Source organism: Achromobacter spanius, assembly GCF_002812705.1.
GTDB lineage: Bacteria > Pseudomonadota > Gammaproteobacteria > Burkholderiales > Burkholderiaceae_B > Achromobacter > Achromobacter spanius.
This window is the reverse complement of record NZ_CP025030.1, coordinates 874,277-894,950: the sequence shown is the minus strand read 5'-3', so window position 1 is coordinate 894,950 and position 20,674 is coordinate 874,277. Positions and strand designations below refer to the sequence as shown.

The window sequence follows — 20,674 nt, the reverse complement described above, 5'->3', positions numbered from 1 at the left end:
ACACTACTTTTGTGCAGGCTAAGCCGGTTCTGACAGGGGCAAGAAGTAGCGGGGTGTTTGATGCATGAGCCAATGCAAAACTCGATGCAAAGCACGGTGCGGGACTCAATACGAGACACAGCGCAAGGTGCACAGCAACGAGGGTTGTCGGGCCAGGGCGGTAAAGAGGGTGGAGTTGGCGGTGGTGGCATCAATAGTGATGGCATCGTCGATGACGACATCAAGGTCCTGGTTCTAAGCGACGCGGATCGCGTGGCGCTGAATGCTCAGGCAAGCCGCGGTCTCCTGTTGGCACTGGCGGCGCAAGGCGCCATGGGGCTCGCAGCAGCGGTAATTGCGGGAGTTGTCGGAGGGGCGGCGGCTGGTTGGTCGGCGCTGGCGGGGGCGGGAGCGTATTTCATACCCAATGCATTGTTTGCATTGCGCCTGGCTGTCAGTGTTCGGGCCGGTAAAGCCAATCCCTTTACCTTTCTCTCTGGTGAGTTGATCAAGTTGTTCGCAACCGCATTGCTGTTGTGGATGCTTTCGCGTGTGGCACAGGACAGTCTGGTTTGGCCTGCCGCATTGCTGGGTCTGATACTCACATTGAAGGGTTATCTCTTGCTCTTGATGTTCCGCAAGTTGTCTTAGCGCCGAGCAGTAAGTAGCGGCAAACGTGATCGTGGAATCGTCCGACTCGCAAGGGTTCGGGCATACAGCAAATAGGGTAGGATTCAAATGGCTGCTGCCAGCGACGTGTCGCCTCAGTCCGCGTATATTCAGCATCACTTGGTGCATCTGAACAATACCGGTGAAAAACAGAGCGCAATTGCTCAGTTCGACATCATCAATTACGACTCGTTGTTCTGGTCCGGCCTGATGGGTCTGATCGTCATTTTCTTTCTGTGGCGCGCTGCTCGCCGCGCCACCAGTGGCGTGCCGACCCGCTTCCAGGCTTTCGTGGAAATGATCGTCGACATGGTCGACGACCAGGCCAAGGGCATCGTCCACAACGCCAAAAGCCGTCTTTTCATCGCCCCGCTGGCGCTCACCGTGTTCCTCTGGATCATCCTGATGAACGCGCTGGACTTGCTGCCGGTTGACCTGTTGCCCTCCATCTGGCGCCTGACCGGCCTGGGTGCCGAGCACGGCGATCCCCTCTATTACCACCGCATTCTGCCGACGGCCGACCTGAACGTGCCGATGGGCATGTCGCTGGGCGTGCTGCTGCTGATGTTCTATTACGGCATCAAGATCAAGCACCCGGGCGGCTTTGTCAAAGAACTGTTCACCGCGCCGTTCCATGCGCATGGCCTGGGCGCCGTTGTGCTGGCCCCGTTCAACCTGCTGCTGAACCTGATCGAATACGCCGCCAAGTCCGTGTCGCTGGGCATGCGGTTGTTCGGCAACATGTTCGCCGGCGAACTGATTTTCATGCTGATCGCCCTGCTGGGTGGCGCCTGGACCGGCTTTAACGGTGCCAGCATCGGCTTGGGAATCGGCCACATCCTGGCCGGCTCCATCTGGGCGATCTTCCACATCCTGATCGTCCTTCTGCAGGCCTTCATCTTCATGATGCTGACGCTGGTTTATCTCGGCCAGGCACACGAAGGTCACTGATCCCCCGAATTTCTTGCGCTGGCCACCCGGCCAGCGTGGGATAGCAAGATTATCTTGCATTGAGCTGTACCCCTTATTTTCAATTTTTGACTTCAGATTTCTAACCAAGGAGTTGTCATGACCAACGTCGCTTTCGTTGCCCTCGCTTGCGGTCTCATCATCGGTTTGGGTGCTATCGGCGCTTGCATCGGCATCGCATTGATGGGCGGCAAGTATCTGGAAGCTTCGGCTCGTCAGCCTGAGCTGATGAACGCTCTGCAAACGAAGATGTTCCTGCTGGCCGGCCTGATCGACGCGGCATTCCTGATCGGCGTGGGTATTGCCATGCTGTTCGCCTTCGCCAACCCGTTCGTCGGTTAAGGCAGCGCCCGCCGGCGAATAGGCGGGTCATGACGTTGGCGGCGATGTGGGCATAGCCCCGTCGCCGGCCAGCAAAGTATCGAGTGCTCCGTGACGCCCCTTTCCGGGTGCGGTCGGAGCCGCAAGGTGTTAAAGGAACGACCGTGAATCTGAACGCGACGATCATTTTCCAGATGCTCGTGTTCTTCGTTCTGGGCTGGTTCACGATGAAATTCGTGTGGCCTCCTCTGACGAAGGCGATGGACGAGCGCCGCCAAAAAATCGCCGACGGCCTTGCCGCCGCCGAGAAGGGCAAAGCCGATTTGGCTCAAGCCCAGGCGCGTGTCAGTCTGATCGAGGCTTCTGCCAAGTCCGAAAACCACGCCCGCATCATCGAGGCCGAGAAGCAAGCCGCCTCCCTGATCGAGCAAGCCCGCCGTGAAGCGGAAGCTGAACGCGCCCGTATCGTGGCTCAAGCCGCTCAGGATGCCGCGCAGGAAGTCCAGCGCGCTCGTGACTCGCTGCGCGACGATGTTGCCGCGTTGGCTGTCAAGGGTGCTGAACAGATCCTCAAGCGCGAGGTTGACGCCCGCGCCCACGCCGAGCTGCTCAACCAGCTTCGCGCGCAGCTTTAATCCGGGACCGTCATGGCTGAACTTTCCACTGTTGCCCGGCCCTACGCTGAAGCGCTCTTCAGCGCAGCGCGCGACGACAAGGCCGGCTTGCCGGCCTGGGCCGACCTGGTCAGCGAAATGTCGCAGGTCGCCTCCAACCCCGACGTGCGCGAGGCCATGGCCGACCCGCGTCTGGGCGATAAGCAGCGCGTCGAGCTGTTCTCCGGCCTGATCAAGGCCGAACTGCCGCAGGCCGCCCGTAATTTCATCGAGCTGCTGGTCGAAAACGACCGGCTGCTGCTGCTGCCCGACATCGCCTCGCAATTCGTGGTGCTGCGCAATCGTCACGAGGGCACGGCGCAGGCGGAAATCACCAGCGCGTTCGAACTGAGCGACGCCCAGGTCAAAGACCTGGTCGACGCGCTCGAACAAAAATTCGGCCTCAAGCTCAAGCCCAACGTCACCGTCGACCAGTCGTTGATCGGCGGCGTGCGCGTGGCTGTCGGCGACCAAGTGCTCGATACTTCCGTACAAGCCCAATTGGTCCGCATGCGCGATCAGCTCGCCGCTTAAGGCAACTAACAGGATTCCAGGAGTCAATATGCAACTCAATCCCTCCGAGATCAGCGAACTGCTCAAGAGCCGCATCGAGGGCCTGGGCGCTTCGGCTGATGTCCGTACTCAGGGCACCGTCGTGTCCGTGACCGACGGTATTACCCGCATCCACGGCTTGTCCGACGTGATGCAGGGCGAAATGCTCGAATTTCCCAACAACGTTTTCGGTCTGGCGCTCAACCTCGAGCGCGACTCCGTCGGCGCCGTTATTCTGGGCGACTACACCGGCATCTCCGAAGGCGACCAGGTCAAGACGACCGGCCGCATTCTGGAAGTTCCGGTTGGTCCGGAACTGAAAGGCCGCGTGGTCAACACGCTGGGCGAGCCGATCGACGGCAAGGGCCCGGTCAACGCCAAAGAAACCGACATCATTGAAAAAGTGGCGCCTGGCGTTATTGCCCGCCGCTCGGTGTCGCAGCCGCTGCAAACCGGCGTCAAGGCTATCGACTCGATGGTGCCGATCGGCCGTGGCCAGCGCGAGCTGATCATTGGCGACCGCCAAACCGGCAAGACCGCTGTCGCCGTCGACACTATCATCAGCCAGAAGGGCAAGGGCGTCACCTGCGTGTACGTCGCTATCGGCCAGAAGGCTTCCACGATCAACAACGTGGTGCGCAAGCTGGAAGAGCACGGCGCGATGGAATACACCATCGTCGTGGCCGCTTCGGCTTCGGACTCGGCCGCCATGCAATACCTGGCTGCCTACGCCGGTTGCACGATGGGCGAATACTTCCGCGATCGTGGCGAAGACGCCCTGATCGTTTATGACGACCTGACCAAGCAAGCCTGGGCCTATCGCCAGGTGTCGCTGCTGCTGCGCCGTCCGCCGGGCCGTGAAGCCTACCCGGGCGACGTGTTCTACCTGCACTCGCGTCTGCTGGAACGTGCTGCCCGCGTGAACGAAGACTACGTCGAAAAGTTCACCAACGGCGCCGTCAAGGGCAAGACCGGTTCGCTGACCGCACTGCCGATCATCGAAACCCAGGCAGGCGACGTGTCCGCCTTCGTTCCGACCAACGTGATCTCGATCACCGACGGCCAGATCTTCCTGGAAACCGACCTGTTCAACGCCGGTGTCCGCCCCGCAATCAACGCCGGTATCTCGGTGTCGCGTGTGGGTGGCGCTGCTCAGACCAAGGTCGTCAAGAAGCTGTCCGGCGGTATCCGTACCGACTTGGCGCAGTACCGTGAACTGGCCGCCTTCGCGCAGTTCGCTTCCGACCTGGACGACGCCACCCGTCGCCAGCTGGAACGCGGCAAGCGCGTGGTCGAACTGCTCAAGCAGCCGCAATACCAGCCGCTGCAAGTGTGGGAACTGGCCGTCACGCTGTACACGGTCAACAACGGCTACCTGGATGACGTGGACGTGGCCCAAGTGCTGTCGTTCGAGAAATCGCTGAAGGATCAACTGAAGGCCAAGCATGCGGCCATGATCCAACGCATCGAAGACACCAAGGAACTGTCCAAGGACGACGAGGCCGAACTGGCCACCGCCGTTCAGGAATTCAAGAAGCACGGTGCTTTTTAAGAAAGTGATGGGTTAGGCGTCTGCAACGCCTCACCCGTCCTTACCGGATGGTTGAGGCGTGAGCGGAACCCATCGGCCAGTCTTCACAGGAAAGCGCAATGCCCGGAATTAAGGAAATCCGAACCAAGATCAAGAGCGTGCAAAACACGCGCAAGATCACCAAGGCGATGGAAATGGTCGCCGCATCCAAAATGCGCAAGGCGCAGGAACGGATGCGTGCTGGTCGTCCGTACGCCACCAAGGTGCGCGAGATTGCTGCGCACCTGATGCAGGCCAACCCCGAGTACAGCCACCCGTACCTGGTCGAACGCGAAGTCAAAGCGGTCGGCGTGGTCATGGTGACGACTGACAAGGGTTTGTGCGGCGGCTTGAACACCAACATCACTCGCGTGACGTTGGGCAAGCTGAAAGAGTTCGAGAAAAACGGCATCGCCGTGCAAGCGACCGCTTTCGGCAACAAGGGCGTGGGTGTGCTGACCCGTATCGGCGCCAAACTGGTGTCCCAGGAAGTGCAACTGGGCGACAAGCCGCAACTGGACCGCCTGCTGGGCGCGATCAAGGTGCAGCTGGACGCCTACCTGGAAGGCCGCATCGACGCGCTGTACGTGGCTTCGACCCGCTTCGTCAACACGATGAAGCAGGAGCCGTTGTTCTTGCGTCTGCTGCCGTTGGCCAGTGGTTTGGACGATCCGTACCAATCGGGCGCCGAGAGCCTGGCCAAGACGTCGGAAGTGAAGTCGGACTACAGCTGGGATTACATCTACGAACCCGACGCCCGTAGCGTGATCGACGACCTGCTGCAGCGTTACGTTGAAGGCCTGCTGTATCAAGCCGTGGCCGAGAACATGGCTTCGGAGCAGTCGGCCCGGATGGTCGCCATGAAGGCGGCGTCGGACAACGCCAAGAAGGTCATCGGAGAGCTGCAACTGGTCTACAACAAGACCCGTCAGGCCGCGATCACCAAAGAAATTTCGGAAATCGTAGGGGGCGCTGCCGCCGTTTAAGGCAGGCAGCTCCCATCTAAAGCTATCAAGCAAGGAATCGACATGAGCAACGGAACCATCGTTCAGTGCATCGGCGCCGTGGTGGATATTCAGTTCCCCCGCGATCACATGCCCAAGATCTATGAGGCGCTTACCCTGGCCGACGACGAGTCCTCCTCGTTCGCCGAAAAGGGCCTGACGCTGGAAGTGCAGCAACAGTTGGGCGACGGCGTGGTGCGTACCATTGCGCTGGGCTCCAGCGACGGCCTGCGCCGCGGCATGAAGGTCACGGGCACTGGCGGCCCGATCTCGGTGCCCGTCGGCACCGGCACGCTGGGCCGCATCATGGACGTGCTGGGTCGTCCCATCGACGAAGCCGGTCCGATCCAACACGAAGAAAAGCGTGGCATCCACCAACCGGCTCCCCGTTTCGACGAACTGTCGCCGTCGGTGGAACTGCTGGAAACCGGCATCAAGGTTATTGACTTGGTCTGCCCGTTCGCAAAGGGCGGCAAGGTCGGCCTGTTCGGCGGCGCCGGCGTGGGCAAGACCGTGAACATGATGGAACTCATCAACAACATCGCCAAGCAGCACAGCGGTTTGTCGGTGTTTGCCGGCGTGGGTGAGCGTACCCGCGAAGGCAACGACTTCTACCACGAAATGGAAGAGTCGAACGTTCTGGACAAGGTTGCGATGGTGTTCGGTCAGATGAACGAACCCCCGGGCAACCGTCTGCGCGTGGCGCTGACCGGCCTGACGATGGCCGAGAAGTTCCGTGACGAAGGCCGCGACATCCTGTTCTTCGTGGACAACATCTACCGCTACACCCTGGCCGGTACCGAAGTGTCCGCACTGCTGGGCCGTATGCCGTCGGCCGTGGGCTACCAGCCCACGCTGGCTGAAGAAATGGGCAAGCTGCAAGAGCGCATCACGTCGACCAAGACCGGTTCGATCACGTCCATCCAGGCCGTGTACGTTCCCGCGGATGACTTGACCGACCCGTCGCCTGCCACGACCTTCCAGCATTTGGACTCCACCGTCGTGCTGTCGCGTGACATCGCTTCGCTGGGTATCTACCCGGCCGTGGACCCGCTGGATTCGTCCAGCCGCCAGCTCGACCCGCAAGTCGTCGGCGAAGAGCACTACGCGGTTGCCCGTGGCGTGCAGCAAACGCTGCAACGCTACAAGGAACTGCGCGACATCATCGCGATTCTGGGCATGGACGAACTGTCGCCGGAAGACAAGCAGGCCGTGGCCCGCGCGCGTAAGATCCAGCGCTTCCTGTCGCAGCCGTTCCACGTTGCTGAAGTGTTCACCGGCTCGCCCGGCAAGTACGTTCCGCTGGCCGAAACCATCCGTGGTTTCAAGATGATCGTGGAAGGCGAGTGCGATGCACTGCCGGAACAGGCCTTCTACATGGTCGGTTCGATCGACGAGGCCTTCGAGAAGGCCAAGAAACTGCAATAAGGAACCGATATGGCTACCCTGCATGTGGATGTCGTCAGCGCAGAGGAAGCGATCTTCTCCGGTGAGGCGAAGTTCGTGGTGCTGCCTGGCGAAGCGGGTGAACTGGGCATCTTGCCCGGCCACACCCCGCTGATTTCGCGCATACGCCCCGGCACGGTCAAGATCGTTCGTGCCGACCAAGGCGAGGAAAACATCTTCGTCGCCGGGGGCATTCTGGAAGTGCAGCCGGGCAGCGTGACGGTTTTGGCCGACACCGCTATCCGTGCTTCCGATCTGGACGAAGCCCGCGCCGTGGAAGCTCGCAAGAAGGCCGAAGAGGCCCTGGCGAACGCCAAGGACAAGGCGGACATCGCAGTTGTCGAAGCGGAACTCGCCATGCTGGCTGCGCAAGCCATCGCGGCGCGCAAGCTGCGCCAAGGCGGCCGTTCGCACTAAGCGGCAAAGCAGTACGCCGGGGCTTGCTCCGGATTGGAAAAAGCGGCCATTGGCCGCTTTTTTCATGCCCGTTCGAATGGCTCGGGATTGCACGGACAAGCCGCGCCGGCCCTGGGCGTGGCGACCGCAATGCGTTCGATACGAATAGCTGGGCGGGATTTGCAACAGTAGCCTTCAAGCTTGCCTAACGAGCCTTGGGGGGAAGCGTGCGAGAAGTCCTGGATTGCGGGGTGCTGCTGGCGCCCGGCCACGAAGCCGCCATGCGCGACTGGGTGACGCGGTGTCAGGGCGGGCTGCCGCGCGTCCGCCTGCATCTGGTGCCTTTGGAGGCGCAGGCGGCCACGGGTAGTACGGCCACGGGTCATGCGGCCGTGGACCACGCGGGCGCACCCGAGACCACCTACCTGCCCGCAAGCCTGCAACAAGACGTGCAGGCCTTGGCCCGCGTTGCCGTGTCGCTACGGCGCTATGACAGTTGCGTGCTGCCGGTGGCGCCCTCGTCGGTGGCCTGGGCGCGCATGGCCCTGTCGCACGCGGGCGATGCGCTGACCACGCCGTTGCTGCTACTGATGGACGGCATGAAAGCGCCCGCCATCGAAGACTTGCTGGGCCTGGGCGTCACCGACTTCATGGCGCAGCCCGCCTGCGTGGAAAGCATGCGGGTCCGGCTCGCCCGTATGCGCCGGCCCGCCTCGGGCTCGCACCCGGCTTGGCGCCATGCCAGGGTGGAAGAGGCGCCGGCGCGCTACGCCGCCCATGGCGCCAGCCCCGCGCCACCGCCACACGCTGCCCGGCCGCCAGTGGCGCCGGACATCCTGGAACAGGGGTTGGCCAACCTGCGCGACACCCGGCGCCAGGCGGCGCAGGAGTCATTCCGCCAGGCCAAGGCGCGGGTGGTGGATGGGTTCGAGCGCGACTACATCCGCCACGCCCTGTCACGCCATGGCGGCAATGTGGCGCAGGCCGCGCGGGCCTGCGAAAAGCATCGGCGTGCCTTCTGGGCCTTGATGCGCAAGCACGGCATCGAGGCCGCGCCGTACCGGCAGGCGGCGCAAGGACGACGGATGCGTGACTAAACCGCTCTTCATCCCCAAGGGAAGTAAAATCACGGCTTCCGATCAACGAGGATAGTCGTGTCTGCTTCCAGCTTGAAGAACGATGTGTTCTTGCGCTCGCTTCTGCGCGAGCCCGTGCCCTATACCCCGATCTGGCTGATGCGCCAGGCGGGTCGCTACCTGCCGGAGTACCGCGCCACGCGGGCCCGTGCAGGCTCCTTCATGGGCCTGGCTCAAAACCCGGACTACGCCATGGAGGTCACGTTGCAGCCGCTGGCGCGCTACGACCTGGATGCCGCCATTCTGTTTTCGGACATTCTGACGGTGCCGCATGCCATGGGCCTGGGCCTGGACTTCGCTGAAGGCGAGGGCCCGCGCTTTGCCCACCCGGTGCGTACCGAGGAAGACGTCGCCCGCCTGGCGGTGCCCGACATGGACAAGCTGCGCTATGTCTTCGACGCGGTAGGCGTGATCCGCCGCGAGCTGGACGGCAAGGTGCCGCTGATCGGCTTTGCCGGCAGCCCGTTCACCATCGCCTGCTACATGGTCGAAGGCAAGGGCAGCGACGACTACCGCCTGATCAAGACCATGCTGTATTCGCGCCCGGACCTGCTGCACCGCATCTTGGAAATCAACGCCGAGGCCACGCTGCAATACCTGAACGCGCAGATCGCCGCGGGCGCGCAGGCCGTCATGCTGTTCGACAGCTGGGGCGGCGTGTTGGCCGATGGCCTGTTCCAGCAGTTTTCGCTGGCGTACACGAAGAAGGTCGTGGATGGCCTGACCCGTGAAAACGAAGGCCGGCGCGTTCCTGTCATCGTATTCACCAAGGGCGGTGGCCAATGGCTGGAGCAGATTGCGGCTTGCGGTTGCGACGCCGTGGGGCTGGACTGGACGGTGGACCTGGCCGCGGCGCGCCGCCGCACGGGTGACTCGGTTGCCTTCCAGGGCAACCTGGACCCGATGGCGCTGTTTGGCGGTGGCCCCGCCATCCGCGCCGAAGCCCGCCGCGTGCTGGACGCTTTTGGTCCGGTCGGCAAGGGCGGCCACGTGTTCAACCTGGGACACGGAATTTCGCGCTTCACTCCGCCGGAAGCCGTAGCCGAATTGGTCGAAGAAGTCCACCAACACAGCCGCACGCTGCGGGGGTAAGTGAGTGGACGCTTCGGTTCCAAGGGCCGACATTTGAGGGCCCGGGCAAGTACTTGTGCACAGCAGGAATTTGCTCGGGGAAAACCCTTTAGAAGCTAGTTTACAATCTTGGAACGTTATATAAGCTATTGTTTTTAAACGGAAAAAGTGAGTTTTCCACCGGATTGCAGCGGGCTTCGCAATCTTGGCTTATTCCGAAAATTGACGTTGCTCCAGCCTTTTCCCCAAAGTTATCCACAGGCGCCGCCCAAGCCGGCCGGCGCGCCCGGGCGGCAATTGTCCGGCGGCGCCATCCCCCACTACTTATCAGCCATTCGGATTAATCCTTTTTCCATGACCCGTCCAAGCATCCATGTCTGAACCGCTGCCAGGAACGACTTCCGAAGCCGTCTGCTGGGTGCGCGTGGCGCTGGACGTCCCCTTGCCCGGCCCCTTCGACTACCGCAGCGATGCGCCGGTTGCGGTGGGCTTGCGGGTGATCGTCCCGTTCGGGCGGCGCAAGATGGTTGGCGTGGTGGTGGAGAACCCGGCGGAGCCGTCATACGACCCCAAGCAGATCCGGCCGATCGAGCAGGTGCTGGATGACCTGCCCCCCTTTGATGAAGACTGGCTGCGCATGGCGCGCTTTGCGGCGGACTACTATCAGCGGCCTTTGGGCGAAGTGATGTTGCCGACCTTGCCGCCGCCACTGCGCAAGCCTACCGCGTATCAAGGCAAGCGCTCGGCGGGCGGCCCGGTGGCGCGCCTGGACAACCGCAAGCGCAAGCCGGTGCGTGCGCCGGCCAAGGCGGATCAGCCGCCGGAACTTAACGACGCGCAGCGCGCCGCCGTGGACACCATTGGGGCATTGACCAGCTTTAAGCCGGTGCTTCTGCATGGCGTAACGGGCAGCGGCAAGACCGAGGTCTACCTGCGGGCGGCCGAAAAAGTGCTGGGGCAGGGGCGGCAAGTGCTGCTGATGGTGCCCGAGATCAACCTGACGCCGCAGTTGGAAGCCGCGCTGCGCGCGCGCCTGGAAGCCCTGGTGGGGCCGGATGGCCTGGCCGTCATGCACAGCGGCTTGTCCGACGGTGAACGGCTGCAAGCCTGGGCCCGCGCTCAGCGCGGCGAAGCGCGCATGGTGCTGGGCACACGGATGTCGATCTTTGCGCCCCTGAGCAAGCTGGGCTTGATCGTGGTGGACGAAGAGCACGACGCTTCCTACAAGCAGCAGGACGGCCTGCGCTATTCGGCGCGTGACCTGGCCGTGTGGCGTGCGCATGATCTGGATATTCCCGTGGTCCTGGGGTCGGCCACGCCGTCCCTGGAAACCTGGCAGCACGCCGAGCGCGGCCGCTATCTGCGCTTGACGCTGCCGGGCCGGGCGCGCTCCAGCACGCTGCCGTCGATGCGCCTGGTGGACACGCGCCGCCTGCAGATGAAGCACGGCATGTCGCCGCATTTGCTGGAGGCCATCGGCCAGCGACTGGAACGCAAAGAGCAGTCGCTGATCTTCCTGAACCGGCGCGGCTATTCCCCAGTGCTGCATTGCCAGTCCTGCGCCTGGGTCAGCAACTGCCCGCGCTGCACCGCGTTTACCGTGCTGCATCGCACGGATGGGCGCGGCCATCGGCTTCAGTGCCACCACTGCGGCTACCAGGCGCCGGTGCCGCGTGCGTGCCCGGAATGCGGCGACCAGGACCTGGCGCCCATGGGCCGTGGCACCCAGCGCATCGAAGAGCATCTGGCCGAGCTGTTCCCAGGCGCGCGCATCCTGCGCATCGACGCCGACAGCACGCGCAAGAAGGGCAGTGCCGAAGCGCTGTTCGCCTCCGTGCACGCGGGCGAGGTCGACATCCTGGTCGGCACGCAGATGGTGGCCAAGGGGCATGATTTTGCGCGGCTGGGCCTGGTGGGCGTGCTGAATTCCGATTCGATGCTGTTCGCGCACGACTTCCGCGCGCCCGAGCGCCTGTTTGCTCAGCTGATGCAGGTGGCGGGCCGTGCCGGCCGCCACCAGGGCAATGGCGAGGTGCTTATCCAGACCGGCTACCCGGAGCAGCCGGTGTATCAGGCCTTGCTGCGCCATGACTACGCGGGCTTTGCGCGCCATGCCCTGCATGAACGCGAAAGCACCGGCTTGCCGCCCTTCGTCTATCAAGCCCTGCTGACGGCCGAAGCGCGCGAACTGAAGGTGGCGCAAGCCTTCCTGGAGCGCGCGCGCGTGCTGCCCGAAGGCGAATGGGCCGCCGACTTCCCCGGCCTGGACGCCATCATGCTGTACGACCCGGTGCCGCTGCGGGTGGTGCGGGTGGCCAATATCGAGCGTGCCCAACTGCTGGTGGAAAGCAGCAGCCGGCCGGCCTTGCAGGCCTTTCTGACGTCGTGGTCGCACCACTTGCCGTATATCGCCAACGAGGCGCGGGTGCGCTGGCAGTTGGAAGTCGATCCGCTTGAAATCTAGCTTAAGGTCCAACATGTCCGCCAACGAAGCCATTGCCCAAGGGATGAACCCCGCCCAACGCGAGGCGGTGCTGTACCTGGACGGCCCCTGTCTGGTGCTGGCCGGCGCCGGCAGCGGCAAGACGCGCGTGATCACGCAGAAAATTGCGTACCTGCTGCGTGAATGCGGCTACATGGGCCGCAACGTGGTGGCCTTGACCTTCACCAACAAGGCCGCGCGCGAGATGGACGAGCGCGTGAAGACGCTGGTGGATCGCAAGCTGTCCAAGGGCCTGATCATCAGCACGTTCCACTCGTTGGGCGTGAAGATGCTGCGCGAGGAAGCGCGCAACGCCGGGCTCAAGCCCACGTTTTCCATCCTGGATGCCGATGATGCCATGTCCATCATCCAGGAACTGCTGGCCACCACCGACAAGGCGCGGCTGCGGCACGTGCAGGGCATTATTTCGCTGTGGAAAAACGGGCTGATGGAGCCGGACGACGCCGCGCGCGAAGCCGTCACGCCCGGCGACGTGGAAGCCGCCCACATCTACCGCAGCTATGCCGCCACGCTGGCGGCCTATCAGGCGGTGGACTTCGATGACCTGATCCGTATTCCCGCGCTGCTGCTGTCCAGCAACGAAGAGGTGCGCACGCGCTGGCAAAACCGCGTCCGCTATCTGCTGGTGGACGAATACCAGGACACCAACGTATGCCAGTACCGGCTGGTGCAGTTGCTGACGGGTTCGCGGGCCATGTTCACGGCGGTGGGCGACGACGACCAGGCCATCTATGCCTGGCGCGGCGCCACCATCGAAAACCTGGCCAAGCTGACCACCGACTACCCCAACATCAAGCTCATCAAGCTGGAACAGAACTACCGTTCGGTGCAGCGCATTCTGGCCGCCGCCAACGCGGTCATTGAAAAGAACCCCAAGCTGTTCGACAAGAAGCTGTGGTCCGACCTGGGCGTGGGCGAGCCCATCCTGGTGTCCGCCATGGATGGCGAAGAGCAGGAAGCCGAATCCATCGCCATGAAGGTGTCGGCCTCGCGCTTCGAGCGGCAGGCGCAGTGGAAGGATTTCGCCATCCTGTACCGCAGCAATCACCAGTCGCGCATTCTGGAACAGGCGCTGCGCAACCTGAAGATTCCGTACACGATCTCGGGCGGGCAAAGCTTTTTCGACAAGGCGGAAGTGCGCGACATCTTGTCGTACCTGCGCTTGTTGGCCAACGACGATGACGACCCCGCGTTCATCCGCGCGGCCACCACGCCCAAGCGCGGTATCGGCCAGGCCACGTTGCAGGTGCTGGGCCAATACGCGGCCACGCGCGAAACGTCGCTGCTGGCCGCCGTGGCCGAAACCGGCCTGGAAAGCCTGCTGGCGCCGCGCCAGTTGGAGCCCTTGCGCACCTTTGCCGAATTCATCCGCCGGATGCAGTGGCGCGCCGGACGCGGCGCCACGGGCAAGGACGCCGCGCCGGCCGAACCCGCCGGCGTCATCCTTGACGACCTGGTGGAAGCCATTCAGTACGAACGCCATCTGTTTGAACTGTTCGAGGAACGCCCCGCGCAAACGCGCTGGCAGAACGTGCTGGAGCTGACCGGCTGGCTCAAGCGCAAGGCCGAAGAAGACAACATGACGCTCTTCGACCTGGTGCAGCACGTGGCGCTGGTCACGATGCTGGAGCGCGGCGAGGAAGACGAGCCCGATGCGGTGAAGATGTCGACCCTGCATGCGTCCAAGGGCCTGGAGTATCCGCACGTGTACCTGGCGGGCGTTGAAGAAGGCCTGCTGCCGCACCTGGGCAAGGACGATGAAGTGGGCGACCCCGCGCGCGCGGCAGAGAACCTGGCCACGCGCATTCAGGAAGAACGCCGCCTGATGTACGTGGGCATCACCCGCGCGCAGCGCAGCCTGAACCTGAGCTGGTGCAAGCGCCGCCGCCGCGCGCGCGAAGACCTGGTGCGCGAGCCGTCGCGCTTCATCGAAGAGATGGGGCTGGGAGATGTGCGCGTGCAGGAAGACGAAGCCACCGCCGCCATGAACCCCAAGGAGCGCATGGCCATGTTGAAAGCGCTGCTGAAGAAGTAGCGGGCGGCCCGTGCCATGAAAGACGACGTCCGCTATCTGCCCGTGCCCGGCACGCCGGGGCTGGTGCTGGGGCAGGCGCGTCTTAGCGAATTCCAGTTTGACCGCCACTATCACGAGGACTATCACATCGGCCTGGTGACGCAGGGCGTGCAACGCCAGCATTTTCGCGGGCAGAGCATTCTGCTGGGGCCGGGCGGCATTGCGCTGATGCCGCCCGGCGAAATCCATGACGGCATGGGAGCGGACGACCATGGCTCGGCCTATGTGCTGAAGACGTTCCGGATTTCAGCGGCGCTGATGCGCGCCTGGATCGAAGACGTGTCGGACGCCGCGCCCCGCGAGCACTTCTTCGGCACGCTGCTGCAAGACGCCCCGCTGGCGCAGCGCTTCATGGCCTTGCACAATGTGTGGATGTCGCGCGCGCCGGACGAGCCGTTGGCGCGGCAGTCGCAATCACTGGCCTTGATGGCCGACCTGTTCCTGCGCACGCGCACGGTGACGCCGCAAGTGGTCAAGGGCGGCTTGTCGGTGGCGCACCGGCTTGCCGTGCGGGATTATTGCCATGCGCATCTGAGCGAGAAGATCGCGCTGGACGACCTGGCGCGGTTGTGCGGAATCAGCCGGTTTCAATTCCTGCGGCGCTTTACGCACACGGCCGGTTTGACACCCCACGCCTGGCTGGTGCGGCTGCGGCTGGAGCGGGCCTGCGCGGTGCTGGCCACCGCGCGCATGTCGGTGGCCGAGGTGGCGGCGGAAGTGGGTTTCTATGATCAAAGCCATTTCAACCGCGCCTTCCGCGCCGCCTATGGCGCACCGCCTTCGGCTTATCAACCCGCAGCGTAGGCGAAGCCGCGGGCGTCACACGGCTGGTTCAGCTCACCCGCGCGCGCAGCGCCGACAGGAAGTGGTCGACGTCTTGTTCCGTGGTGGCAAAGGACGTCACCAGACGCACGATGCCCGGGCCCCAGCGGTCGTGATAGAAACGGAAGCCGTCGGCCAGCAGGCCGTCGATGGCAGCGGTGGGCAATTGGCAGAACAGGATGTTGGCATCGGCCTTGCCTTGCAGCGTCACGCCGGGCAGGCCTTGCATGCCCGCCGCCAATCGGGCGGCCATGGCGTTGGCCTGGCGCGCGTTGCGCAGCCACAGGCCGTCGTCCAGATACGCTTCCATTTGTGCGGACAGCAAGCGCATCTTTGACAACAGATGGCCGCCGCGCTTGCGCCGGAATGCCAGGTCGCGCGCACGCTCGGGCTTGAACATGACGATGGCCTCGGCGCCCAGCACGCCGTTCTTGGTGGCGCCGAACGACAAGATCTCCACGCCCGCCTTCCACGTCATTTCCGCCGGCGTGCAGTCCAGGCTGACCAGCGCGTTGGCAAAGCGCGCGCCGTCCATATGCAAGGGCAGGCCCGCGTCGCGGCAGACGCTGCTGATGGCCTGGATTTCATCCAGGGTGTAGACGCTGCCGGTTTCCGTGGCCTGCGTGATGCTGACGCAGGACGGCTGCACGGAATGCACGTCACCCACCTTGCGCCGCGCCTGCTCCGCCAATTCAACTGGGTCGATCTTGGCGTCGGCCCCGCCCAGCAGCATCAGGCGGGCGCCATGGGTGTAGAACTCCGGCGCGCCGCACTCATCGTTGGCGATATGGCTTTGCGCATGGCACAGCACGGCGCCCCAGGGCGGCGTCAGCGCGGCCAGGCTTAGCGAATTGGCGGCCGTGCCGGTGGGCACCAGCAGCACGTCGACCTCGTGCTCGAACAGATCGGCAAGCCGGCGCTGCACATTCAGGGTGCTGTCGTCGGCGCCATACGGCTGGGCCTGGCCGGCGCTGGCGCGCAGCAGCGCTTCCACTATTTCGGGGCTGGCGCCCGCGATGTTGTCGCTGGAAAAGCCCATATTGGGGGCGGGGACGGATAGGGGCGTGTTCACGGTTGGCTTCGGCTGATACGGGAAAGCCGTCACTATGCCGGGGCGCGTGCTTGCGGGCTTGTAGAAAATTGCGGCGGGCTCCTACACTGGGCAAGTCCATCTTGAAGGAGCGCATCATGTGTCGTTGGCTGGCTTACACCGGAAGTCCCCTACAGATGGAAAGCGTGCTGTTCAAGGCCAAGCACTCGCTTATCGACCAGAGCCTGCATGCGCGCCTGGGCGCCACCACGACCAATGGCGATGGCTTTGGCCTGGGTTGGTACAGTCGGCCCGCGAATAGCCACATCGAACCGCCGTTCCGCTACCGCAGCGTGCACCCCGCCTGGAACGATCGCAACCTGCGCGAGGCGGCGCGCGCCATCCACGCGCCGCTGTTCGTGGCGCATATCCGCGCGGCCACCGACACGCCCGCGCAAGAAACCAACTGCCATCCGTTTCGCCACGGCCAGTGGCTGTTCGTGCATAACGGGGTGATCCGCGACTACCCCCTGCTGCGCCGCGACCTGATGCTGATGATTGCGCCGGCCTATTTCGGGTCGCTGGAAGGGTCCACCGATTCCGAGGTGATGTTCCTGCTGGCCCTCACTTTCGGGCTGGAGGAAGACCCGATTCCCGCGCTGGCCCGCATGGTGGGCGCGGTGGAAGAGACGGGTCGCCGCCATGGCGTGACGCATCCCATCAACATGACGGTGTGCGCGCTGGACGGCGAAAGGCTGATTGCGGTGCGTTATTCCAGCGAGGCAGAGTCGCGCACGCTGTTCCACAACACCTGCGTGCGCCATTTGCGCGAGTTGTATCCGCAGGACCCGCAGATCGCCGCGCTGGACGAAAACGCCTTTCTGCTGCTGTCCGAGCCCTTGAGCGAAATGCCCGGCGTCTGGGAAGAAGTGCCCGAAGCCACCGCCATCATCGCCGGGGGCGGCGATGTGAGGCATTACCCCTTCGTACCGATCGCGCCGGGCCCTTGACGCGCGGTTTTGGGCAAAATCCGGCCAAATATCGTCGAAAATGGCCGATAAGTAGGGGTCATCAAGCACGTATCGCTCATATAAGGGAGAATGCGTGTCGCAGTGACTTTGCGACGTCCTGGGCCGCGAAAGCACCCCAACTCAATAAGGAAGTTGCATGACAGATAGCAAAACCCCGCAGGTCTCAGACGCATTGGCGGTGTTTACGCACACGGGGAACGCCCCGGTTCGCTTTGAATTGCATGACAAGGGCGTGGTCCGCCAACAAGGCGACACCCGCAGCTACACCGCCTTCGCGGATGTACTGGACCTTTGCCTGTTCCCCGCCGAAGCGGGCGCAACGGCAGGCCCGATTAACCAATTTGCCTACCGTACCAGCACGACGCAAGACTGGACCGTGGTGTCCGGCGACGTCAGCAACTTCGCCCAGCTCCTGGATGCATTCCGCTCGCGCTACGTCGCGCAGCGCCTGCCCGTGCTGGAAGCGTTGATGGCCGACGGCAAGCGCGTGGCATTCCGGACGATCAAGTCCGGTGATTTTCCCGGCTTTGACACGCAGGAATTGGCCCTGTCGGCCGAAGGCCTGCATATTGACGGCGCCACCTGGCCCTATGAATCGTTGCAGCGCATCGACCTGAACGACTGGACCGAGACGATCACCCTGCAAGACGACAACGGCAAGACCGTGTTTTCATGCGTGGCGACGCGCATTCTCAGCTCGGATCTGCTGGTGAACCTGGTCTATGACCAGTTGGGTCAAACGGCGGAATACGCCTGACGGGAGTCGTCCCGCAAGCAGCGTAACGGGCTCGCTTGATACGTAAAGACGAAGGGCCGCCCCGAGCATTACGAGCGGCCCTTTTGCATGGGGTTTGGCGTTTGTTGTTGTGTCGCTTTGCCGATGACGTTGATGCTGTTGCTGGCGCTGCTGTTGACGGTGACGCTATCGCTGGCGCAGTTGCTGGCGCTGCTGTTGACGGTGACGCCATCACTGGCGCAGTTGCTGATGCTGCTGCCGCTGAGGTTGCTGTTGTCCTTACCGTCTTGACGCGCGGATCAATGCCCCGCGTGCAGCGCGGGATTCAGCGTGCCCCAGGCGGCGGTGCGGATCAGCGTTTCCACAGCCCCCGTCTGCGAATTTCGACGGAACAGCAGCCCGTGCCGACCCGCCAGCGACGCCGCTTTCACGACCGTGCCTTCCGGCGTTAGCACCCGAGTGCCGGCGGTGATGTAGCAGCCGGCTTCCACCACGCAGTCGTCGCCCAGCGAGATGCCGACGCCTGAGTTCGCGCCCAGCAGGCAGCGTTTGCCGATCGATACCACCTGCTTGCCGCCGCCCGACATGGTGCCCATGATGGACGCGCCGCCGCCGATATCGCTGCCGTCGTCCACGATGACGCCCGCGCTAATGCGGCCTTCGACCATCGAGGCGCCCAGCGTGCCGGCGTTGAAGTTGCAGAACCCTTCATGCAGCACGGTCGTGCCCGCTGACAAGTGCGCACCCAGCCGTACGCGCGCCGTATCGGCAATGCGCACGCCGCTGGGCACTACGTAGTCGGTCATGCGGGGAATCTTGTCCACGCCTCGTATTTCCAGCGTTTGCCCCGTGGCGCGCAATTGCCAGCGCAAGGCATCCACCTGATCCACCGCGCAAGGCCCCACGGACGTCCACGCCACGTTGGTCAGCACGCCGAACAAGCCATCCAGGTTTGCATCGTGAGGGCGGATCAGGCGATGGCTGAGCAGATGCAGCCGAAGATAGGCGTCATGCGCATCGGCAGGCGGTTCATCCAGCGAAGCAATGGCGGTGCGCACGGCAACGATATCCACCTTGCGCCGCGTGTCGCGGATCAAGGCCGTGGGCACATGTTCGCCCAACGCCGCGCGGGCTTCTTCAGGCGTAAGGTGACGCGTGCCGGAAGCGGGCGTACGCTCGGCCAGCGACGGGCGCGGATACCAGGTGTCAAGCACGGAGCCATCGGCGGCAAGCGTAGCCAAGCCGTAGGCGATGGCGCTGGAGGAAGCGGCAGACATGATAATTTGCGATAAAAAAAAATAGAAAAATTCAACGTAGGATGGGTGAAGCGCGCGATACCGTTCAAAAGAACACCACCGTAAATCGCGCGCAACCCATCAGCCGCCCGTGGATGAACCCGTGACCGCCGCAAGATGGGTTACGCGCGATGGGCCACCGGCGCCATTGCCATCGACCCCGCGCGCTACACCCATCCTACGATGCGGGGCAAACGTAGGATGGGTGAAGCGCGAACCGCCGTTCAATAGAACGCCGCCGTAAATCGCGCGCAACCCATCACCCCCTACGCCAATTCCTTCAACAGCAATTCCCAGAACTTCAGCCGCTGTTCCAGCGTCGACACCAGCACATACTCATTCAAGGTATGCGCCCCGTCCCCATCAGCGCCCAACCCATCCAGCGTAGGTATCCCCATCGCCGACGTGAAGTTCGCGTCGCTGCCGCCGCCCGTCATCGGCGCGTCTTCCAGCAGGAAGCCCGCCCGATCCGCGTAGCCTTGCACCAACGCCAGCAACGCCGCCGCCGCGTCCGTCTTCACCATCGGCGGGCGGTTCAGTTCAACGTTGATATCCAGTTCCACGTCCGGCCCCACCGCGCACAATTCACGCATGCGGCGCAGCACGTCTTCGGCGGCGCCCATGTCCGGCACGCGGAAGTCCACCACGCAGCGACACAGCGCCGGCACCGTATTCGTGACCGTGCCGCCCGCAATCGTGCCCACGCTGACCGTGATGCCCCGGTCGTAGTCGGTCATCGCTTCCAGCGCCAGTACCTGGTGCGCCATTTCGCGGATCGCGCTGCGGCCCTTTTCGTGCTGCATGCCGGCGTGCGCCGGGCGGCCCTTTACGTTCAGGTTGAGCATGCCCGTGCCCTTGCGCGCCGTCACACACTTGCCGCCGTTCGGGCGGGCCGGTTCGCAGACCAGCGCGTACTTGGCGTTGGCGGCGAAGCGTTCGATGTGCACGCGGGACGCATGGCTGCCCGTTTCTTCATCCGGCACCACCAGGAAGTCCACCGGCAGTTGCGTCGCGCCGGGACGCGCCACGCCGGCCAGCGCCGTCAGCGCCAGGTAGATGCCCGCCTTCATGTCATAACTGCCCGGGCCGTAGAGGCGGTCGCCATCAATGCGCACCGGGTTCTCAAGCAGCGTGCCCACCGGATGCACCGTATCCATGTGCGCCAGGATCAGGATGCCGGGGCGGGTGTCGCCGGGCGCGCGGTTGGTGGCGTACAGCAGCGGACCCGTGGTGGGGCCCAGCGACGACAGTTCCACCGTCAAGCCCGCGGCGGCCGCGTAGTCGGCGATGATGCGCGCCATGGCGGCGATGCCTTCGGGAAAGTTCGATGGCGATTCGCATTGCAGCCAGCTCTGGATGCCAGCGACGATCTGTTCAGTGCTTTGAGTGTTGGACATGGCGGGTTCGATGTTCAGCA

Annotated in this window: 20 protein-coding genes; 17 read left to right on the top strand and 3 right to left on the bottom strand. The window is 63.7% G+C overall.

The window, feature by feature from the left end:
- Positions 1 to 204: 204 nt before the first annotated feature.
- From CVS48_RS04125 to CVS48_RS04060, 14 genes are all read left to right on the top strand, one after another.
- The gene (locus CVS48_RS04125) at positions 205 to 630 is read left to right on the top strand and encodes an ATP synthase subunit I (RefSeq protein ID WP_100857499.1); all 426 of its coding nucleotides are present in this window, start codon (positions 205 to 207) and stop codon (positions 628 to 630) included.
- 87 nt (positions 631 to 717) lie between these two features.
- Positions 718 to 1,599 (top strand): F0F1 ATP synthase subunit A, encoded by an 882-nt coding sequence (gene atpB / locus CVS48_RS04120; protein ID WP_006227276.1) that lies wholly within the window; start codon positions 718 to 720, stop codon positions 1,597 to 1,599.
- Positions 1,600 to 1,716: 117 nt separating this feature from the next.
- Entirely contained in the window at positions 1,717 to 1,959 is a 243-nt protein-coding gene (gene atpE, locus CVS48_RS04115) for a F0F1 ATP synthase subunit C (protein WP_003815363.1), read from the top strand.
- A 143-nt stretch (positions 1,960 to 2,102) separates the two neighbouring features.
- Entirely contained in the window at positions 2,103 to 2,573 is a 471-nt protein-coding gene (locus CVS48_RS04110; RefSeq protein ID WP_006227275.1) for a F0F1 ATP synthase subunit B, read from the top strand.
- Positions 2,574 to 2,585: 12 nt separating this feature from the next.
- Positions 2,586 to 3,125, top strand: a complete 540-nt coding sequence (locus tag CVS48_RS04105; protein ID WP_100853366.1) for a F0F1 ATP synthase subunit delta — start codon at positions 2,586 to 2,588, stop codon at positions 3,123 to 3,125.
- Positions 3,126 to 3,153: 28 nt separating this feature from the next.
- A complete protein-coding gene (gene atpA, locus CVS48_RS04100) occupies positions 3,154 to 4,695 on the top strand; it encodes a F0F1 ATP synthase subunit alpha (protein WP_006217061.1) in 1,542 nt (513 codons plus the stop codon).
- 98 nt (positions 4,696 to 4,793) lie between these two features.
- Positions 4,794 to 5,699 carry a F0F1 ATP synthase subunit gamma gene (gene atpG / locus CVS48_RS04095; protein ID WP_050446771.1) on the top strand — a complete coding sequence of 302 codons (906 nt, stop codon included), beginning with the start codon at positions 4,794 to 4,796 and terminating at the stop codon, positions 5,697 to 5,699.
- A 42-nt stretch (positions 5,700 to 5,741) separates the two neighbouring features.
- The gene (atpD, locus tag CVS48_RS04090; protein WP_100853365.1) at positions 5,742 to 7,145 is read left to right on the top strand and encodes a F0F1 ATP synthase subunit beta; all 1,404 of its coding nucleotides are present in this window, start codon (positions 5,742 to 5,744) and stop codon (positions 7,143 to 7,145) included.
- 9 nt (positions 7,146 to 7,154) lie between these two features.
- Complete coding sequence (locus tag CVS48_RS04085) at positions 7,155 to 7,580, top strand: F0F1 ATP synthase subunit epsilon (RefSeq protein ID WP_006217064.1); 426 nt, start codon at positions 7,155 to 7,157, stop codon at positions 7,578 to 7,580.
- Positions 7,581 to 7,786: 206 nt separating this feature from the next.
- Complete coding sequence (locus tag CVS48_RS04080; protein WP_242001373.1) at positions 7,787 to 8,656, top strand: helix-turn-helix domain-containing protein; 870 nt, start codon at positions 7,787 to 7,789, stop codon at positions 8,654 to 8,656.
- A gap of 57 nt (positions 8,657 to 8,713) precedes the next feature.
- On the top strand, positions 8,714 to 9,787 hold the full coding sequence (gene hemE, locus CVS48_RS04075) for a uroporphyrinogen decarboxylase (protein WP_100853364.1): 1,074 nt from the start codon (positions 8,714 to 8,716) through the stop codon (positions 9,785 to 9,787).
- Positions 9,788 to 10,139: 352 nt separating this feature from the next.
- Positions 10,140 to 12,230, top strand: a complete 2,091-nt coding sequence (locus CVS48_RS04070; protein ID WP_100853363.1) for a primosomal protein N' — start codon at positions 10,140 to 10,142, stop codon at positions 12,228 to 12,230.
- Between the two features lie 13 nt (positions 12,231 to 12,243).
- Entirely contained in the window at positions 12,244 to 14,304 is a 2,061-nt protein-coding gene (locus CVS48_RS04065) for a UvrD-helicase domain-containing protein (protein ID WP_100853362.1), read from the top strand.
- 15 nt (positions 14,305 to 14,319) lie between these two features.
- Positions 14,320 to 15,147 (top strand): AraC family transcriptional regulator, encoded by an 828-nt coding sequence (locus CVS48_RS04060; RefSeq protein ID WP_100853361.1) that lies wholly within the window; start codon positions 14,320 to 14,322, stop codon positions 15,145 to 15,147.
- A 28-nt stretch (positions 15,148 to 15,175) separates the two neighbouring features.
- On the opposite strand, the gene CVS48_RS04055 is transcribed toward CVS48_RS04060, so the two are convergent.
- Entirely contained in the window at positions 15,176 to 16,237 is a 1,062-nt protein-coding gene (locus CVS48_RS04055) for a threonine aldolase family protein (RefSeq protein ID WP_172616210.1), read from the bottom strand.
- Positions 16,238 to 16,353: 116 nt separating this feature from the next.
- On the opposite strand from CVS48_RS04055, the gene CVS48_RS04050 reads away from it, so the two are divergent.
- The 3 genes from CVS48_RS04050 to CVS48_RS29150 all read left to right on the top strand — a co-directional run bounded on the left by CVS48_RS04050 (position 16,354) and on the right by CVS48_RS29150 (position 18,253).
- Entirely contained in the window at positions 16,354 to 17,205 is an 852-nt protein-coding gene (locus CVS48_RS04050) for a class II glutamine amidotransferase (protein ID WP_100853359.1), read from the top strand.
- A gap of 157 nt (positions 17,206 to 17,362) precedes the next feature.
- Entirely contained in the window at positions 17,363 to 17,983 is a 621-nt protein-coding gene (locus tag CVS48_RS04045) for a hypothetical protein (protein ID WP_100853358.1), read from the top strand.
- A gap of 123 nt (positions 17,984 to 18,106) precedes the next feature.
- Positions 18,107 to 18,253, top strand: a complete 147-nt coding sequence (locus CVS48_RS29150; protein WP_157814447.1) for a hypothetical protein — start codon at positions 18,107 to 18,109, stop codon at positions 18,251 to 18,253.
- Positions 18,254 to 18,261: 8 nt separating this feature from the next.
- On the opposite strand, the gene dapD is transcribed toward CVS48_RS29150, so the two are convergent.
- Together dapD and CVS48_RS04035 are read right to left on the bottom strand one after the other, a co-directional pair.
- Complete coding sequence (dapD, locus tag CVS48_RS04040) at positions 18,262 to 19,239, bottom strand: 2,3,4,5-tetrahydropyridine-2,6-dicarboxylate N-succinyltransferase (RefSeq protein WP_100853357.1); 978 nt, start codon at positions 19,237 to 19,239, stop codon at positions 18,262 to 18,264.
- 284 nt (positions 19,240 to 19,523) lie between these two features.
- Positions 19,524 to 20,654: a M20 family metallopeptidase gene (locus CVS48_RS04035; protein ID WP_100857497.1), complete on the bottom strand. Its 1,131-nt coding sequence runs from the start codon at positions 20,652 to 20,654 to the stop codon at positions 19,524 to 19,526.
- Positions 20,655 to 20,674: the final 20 nt, after the last annotated feature.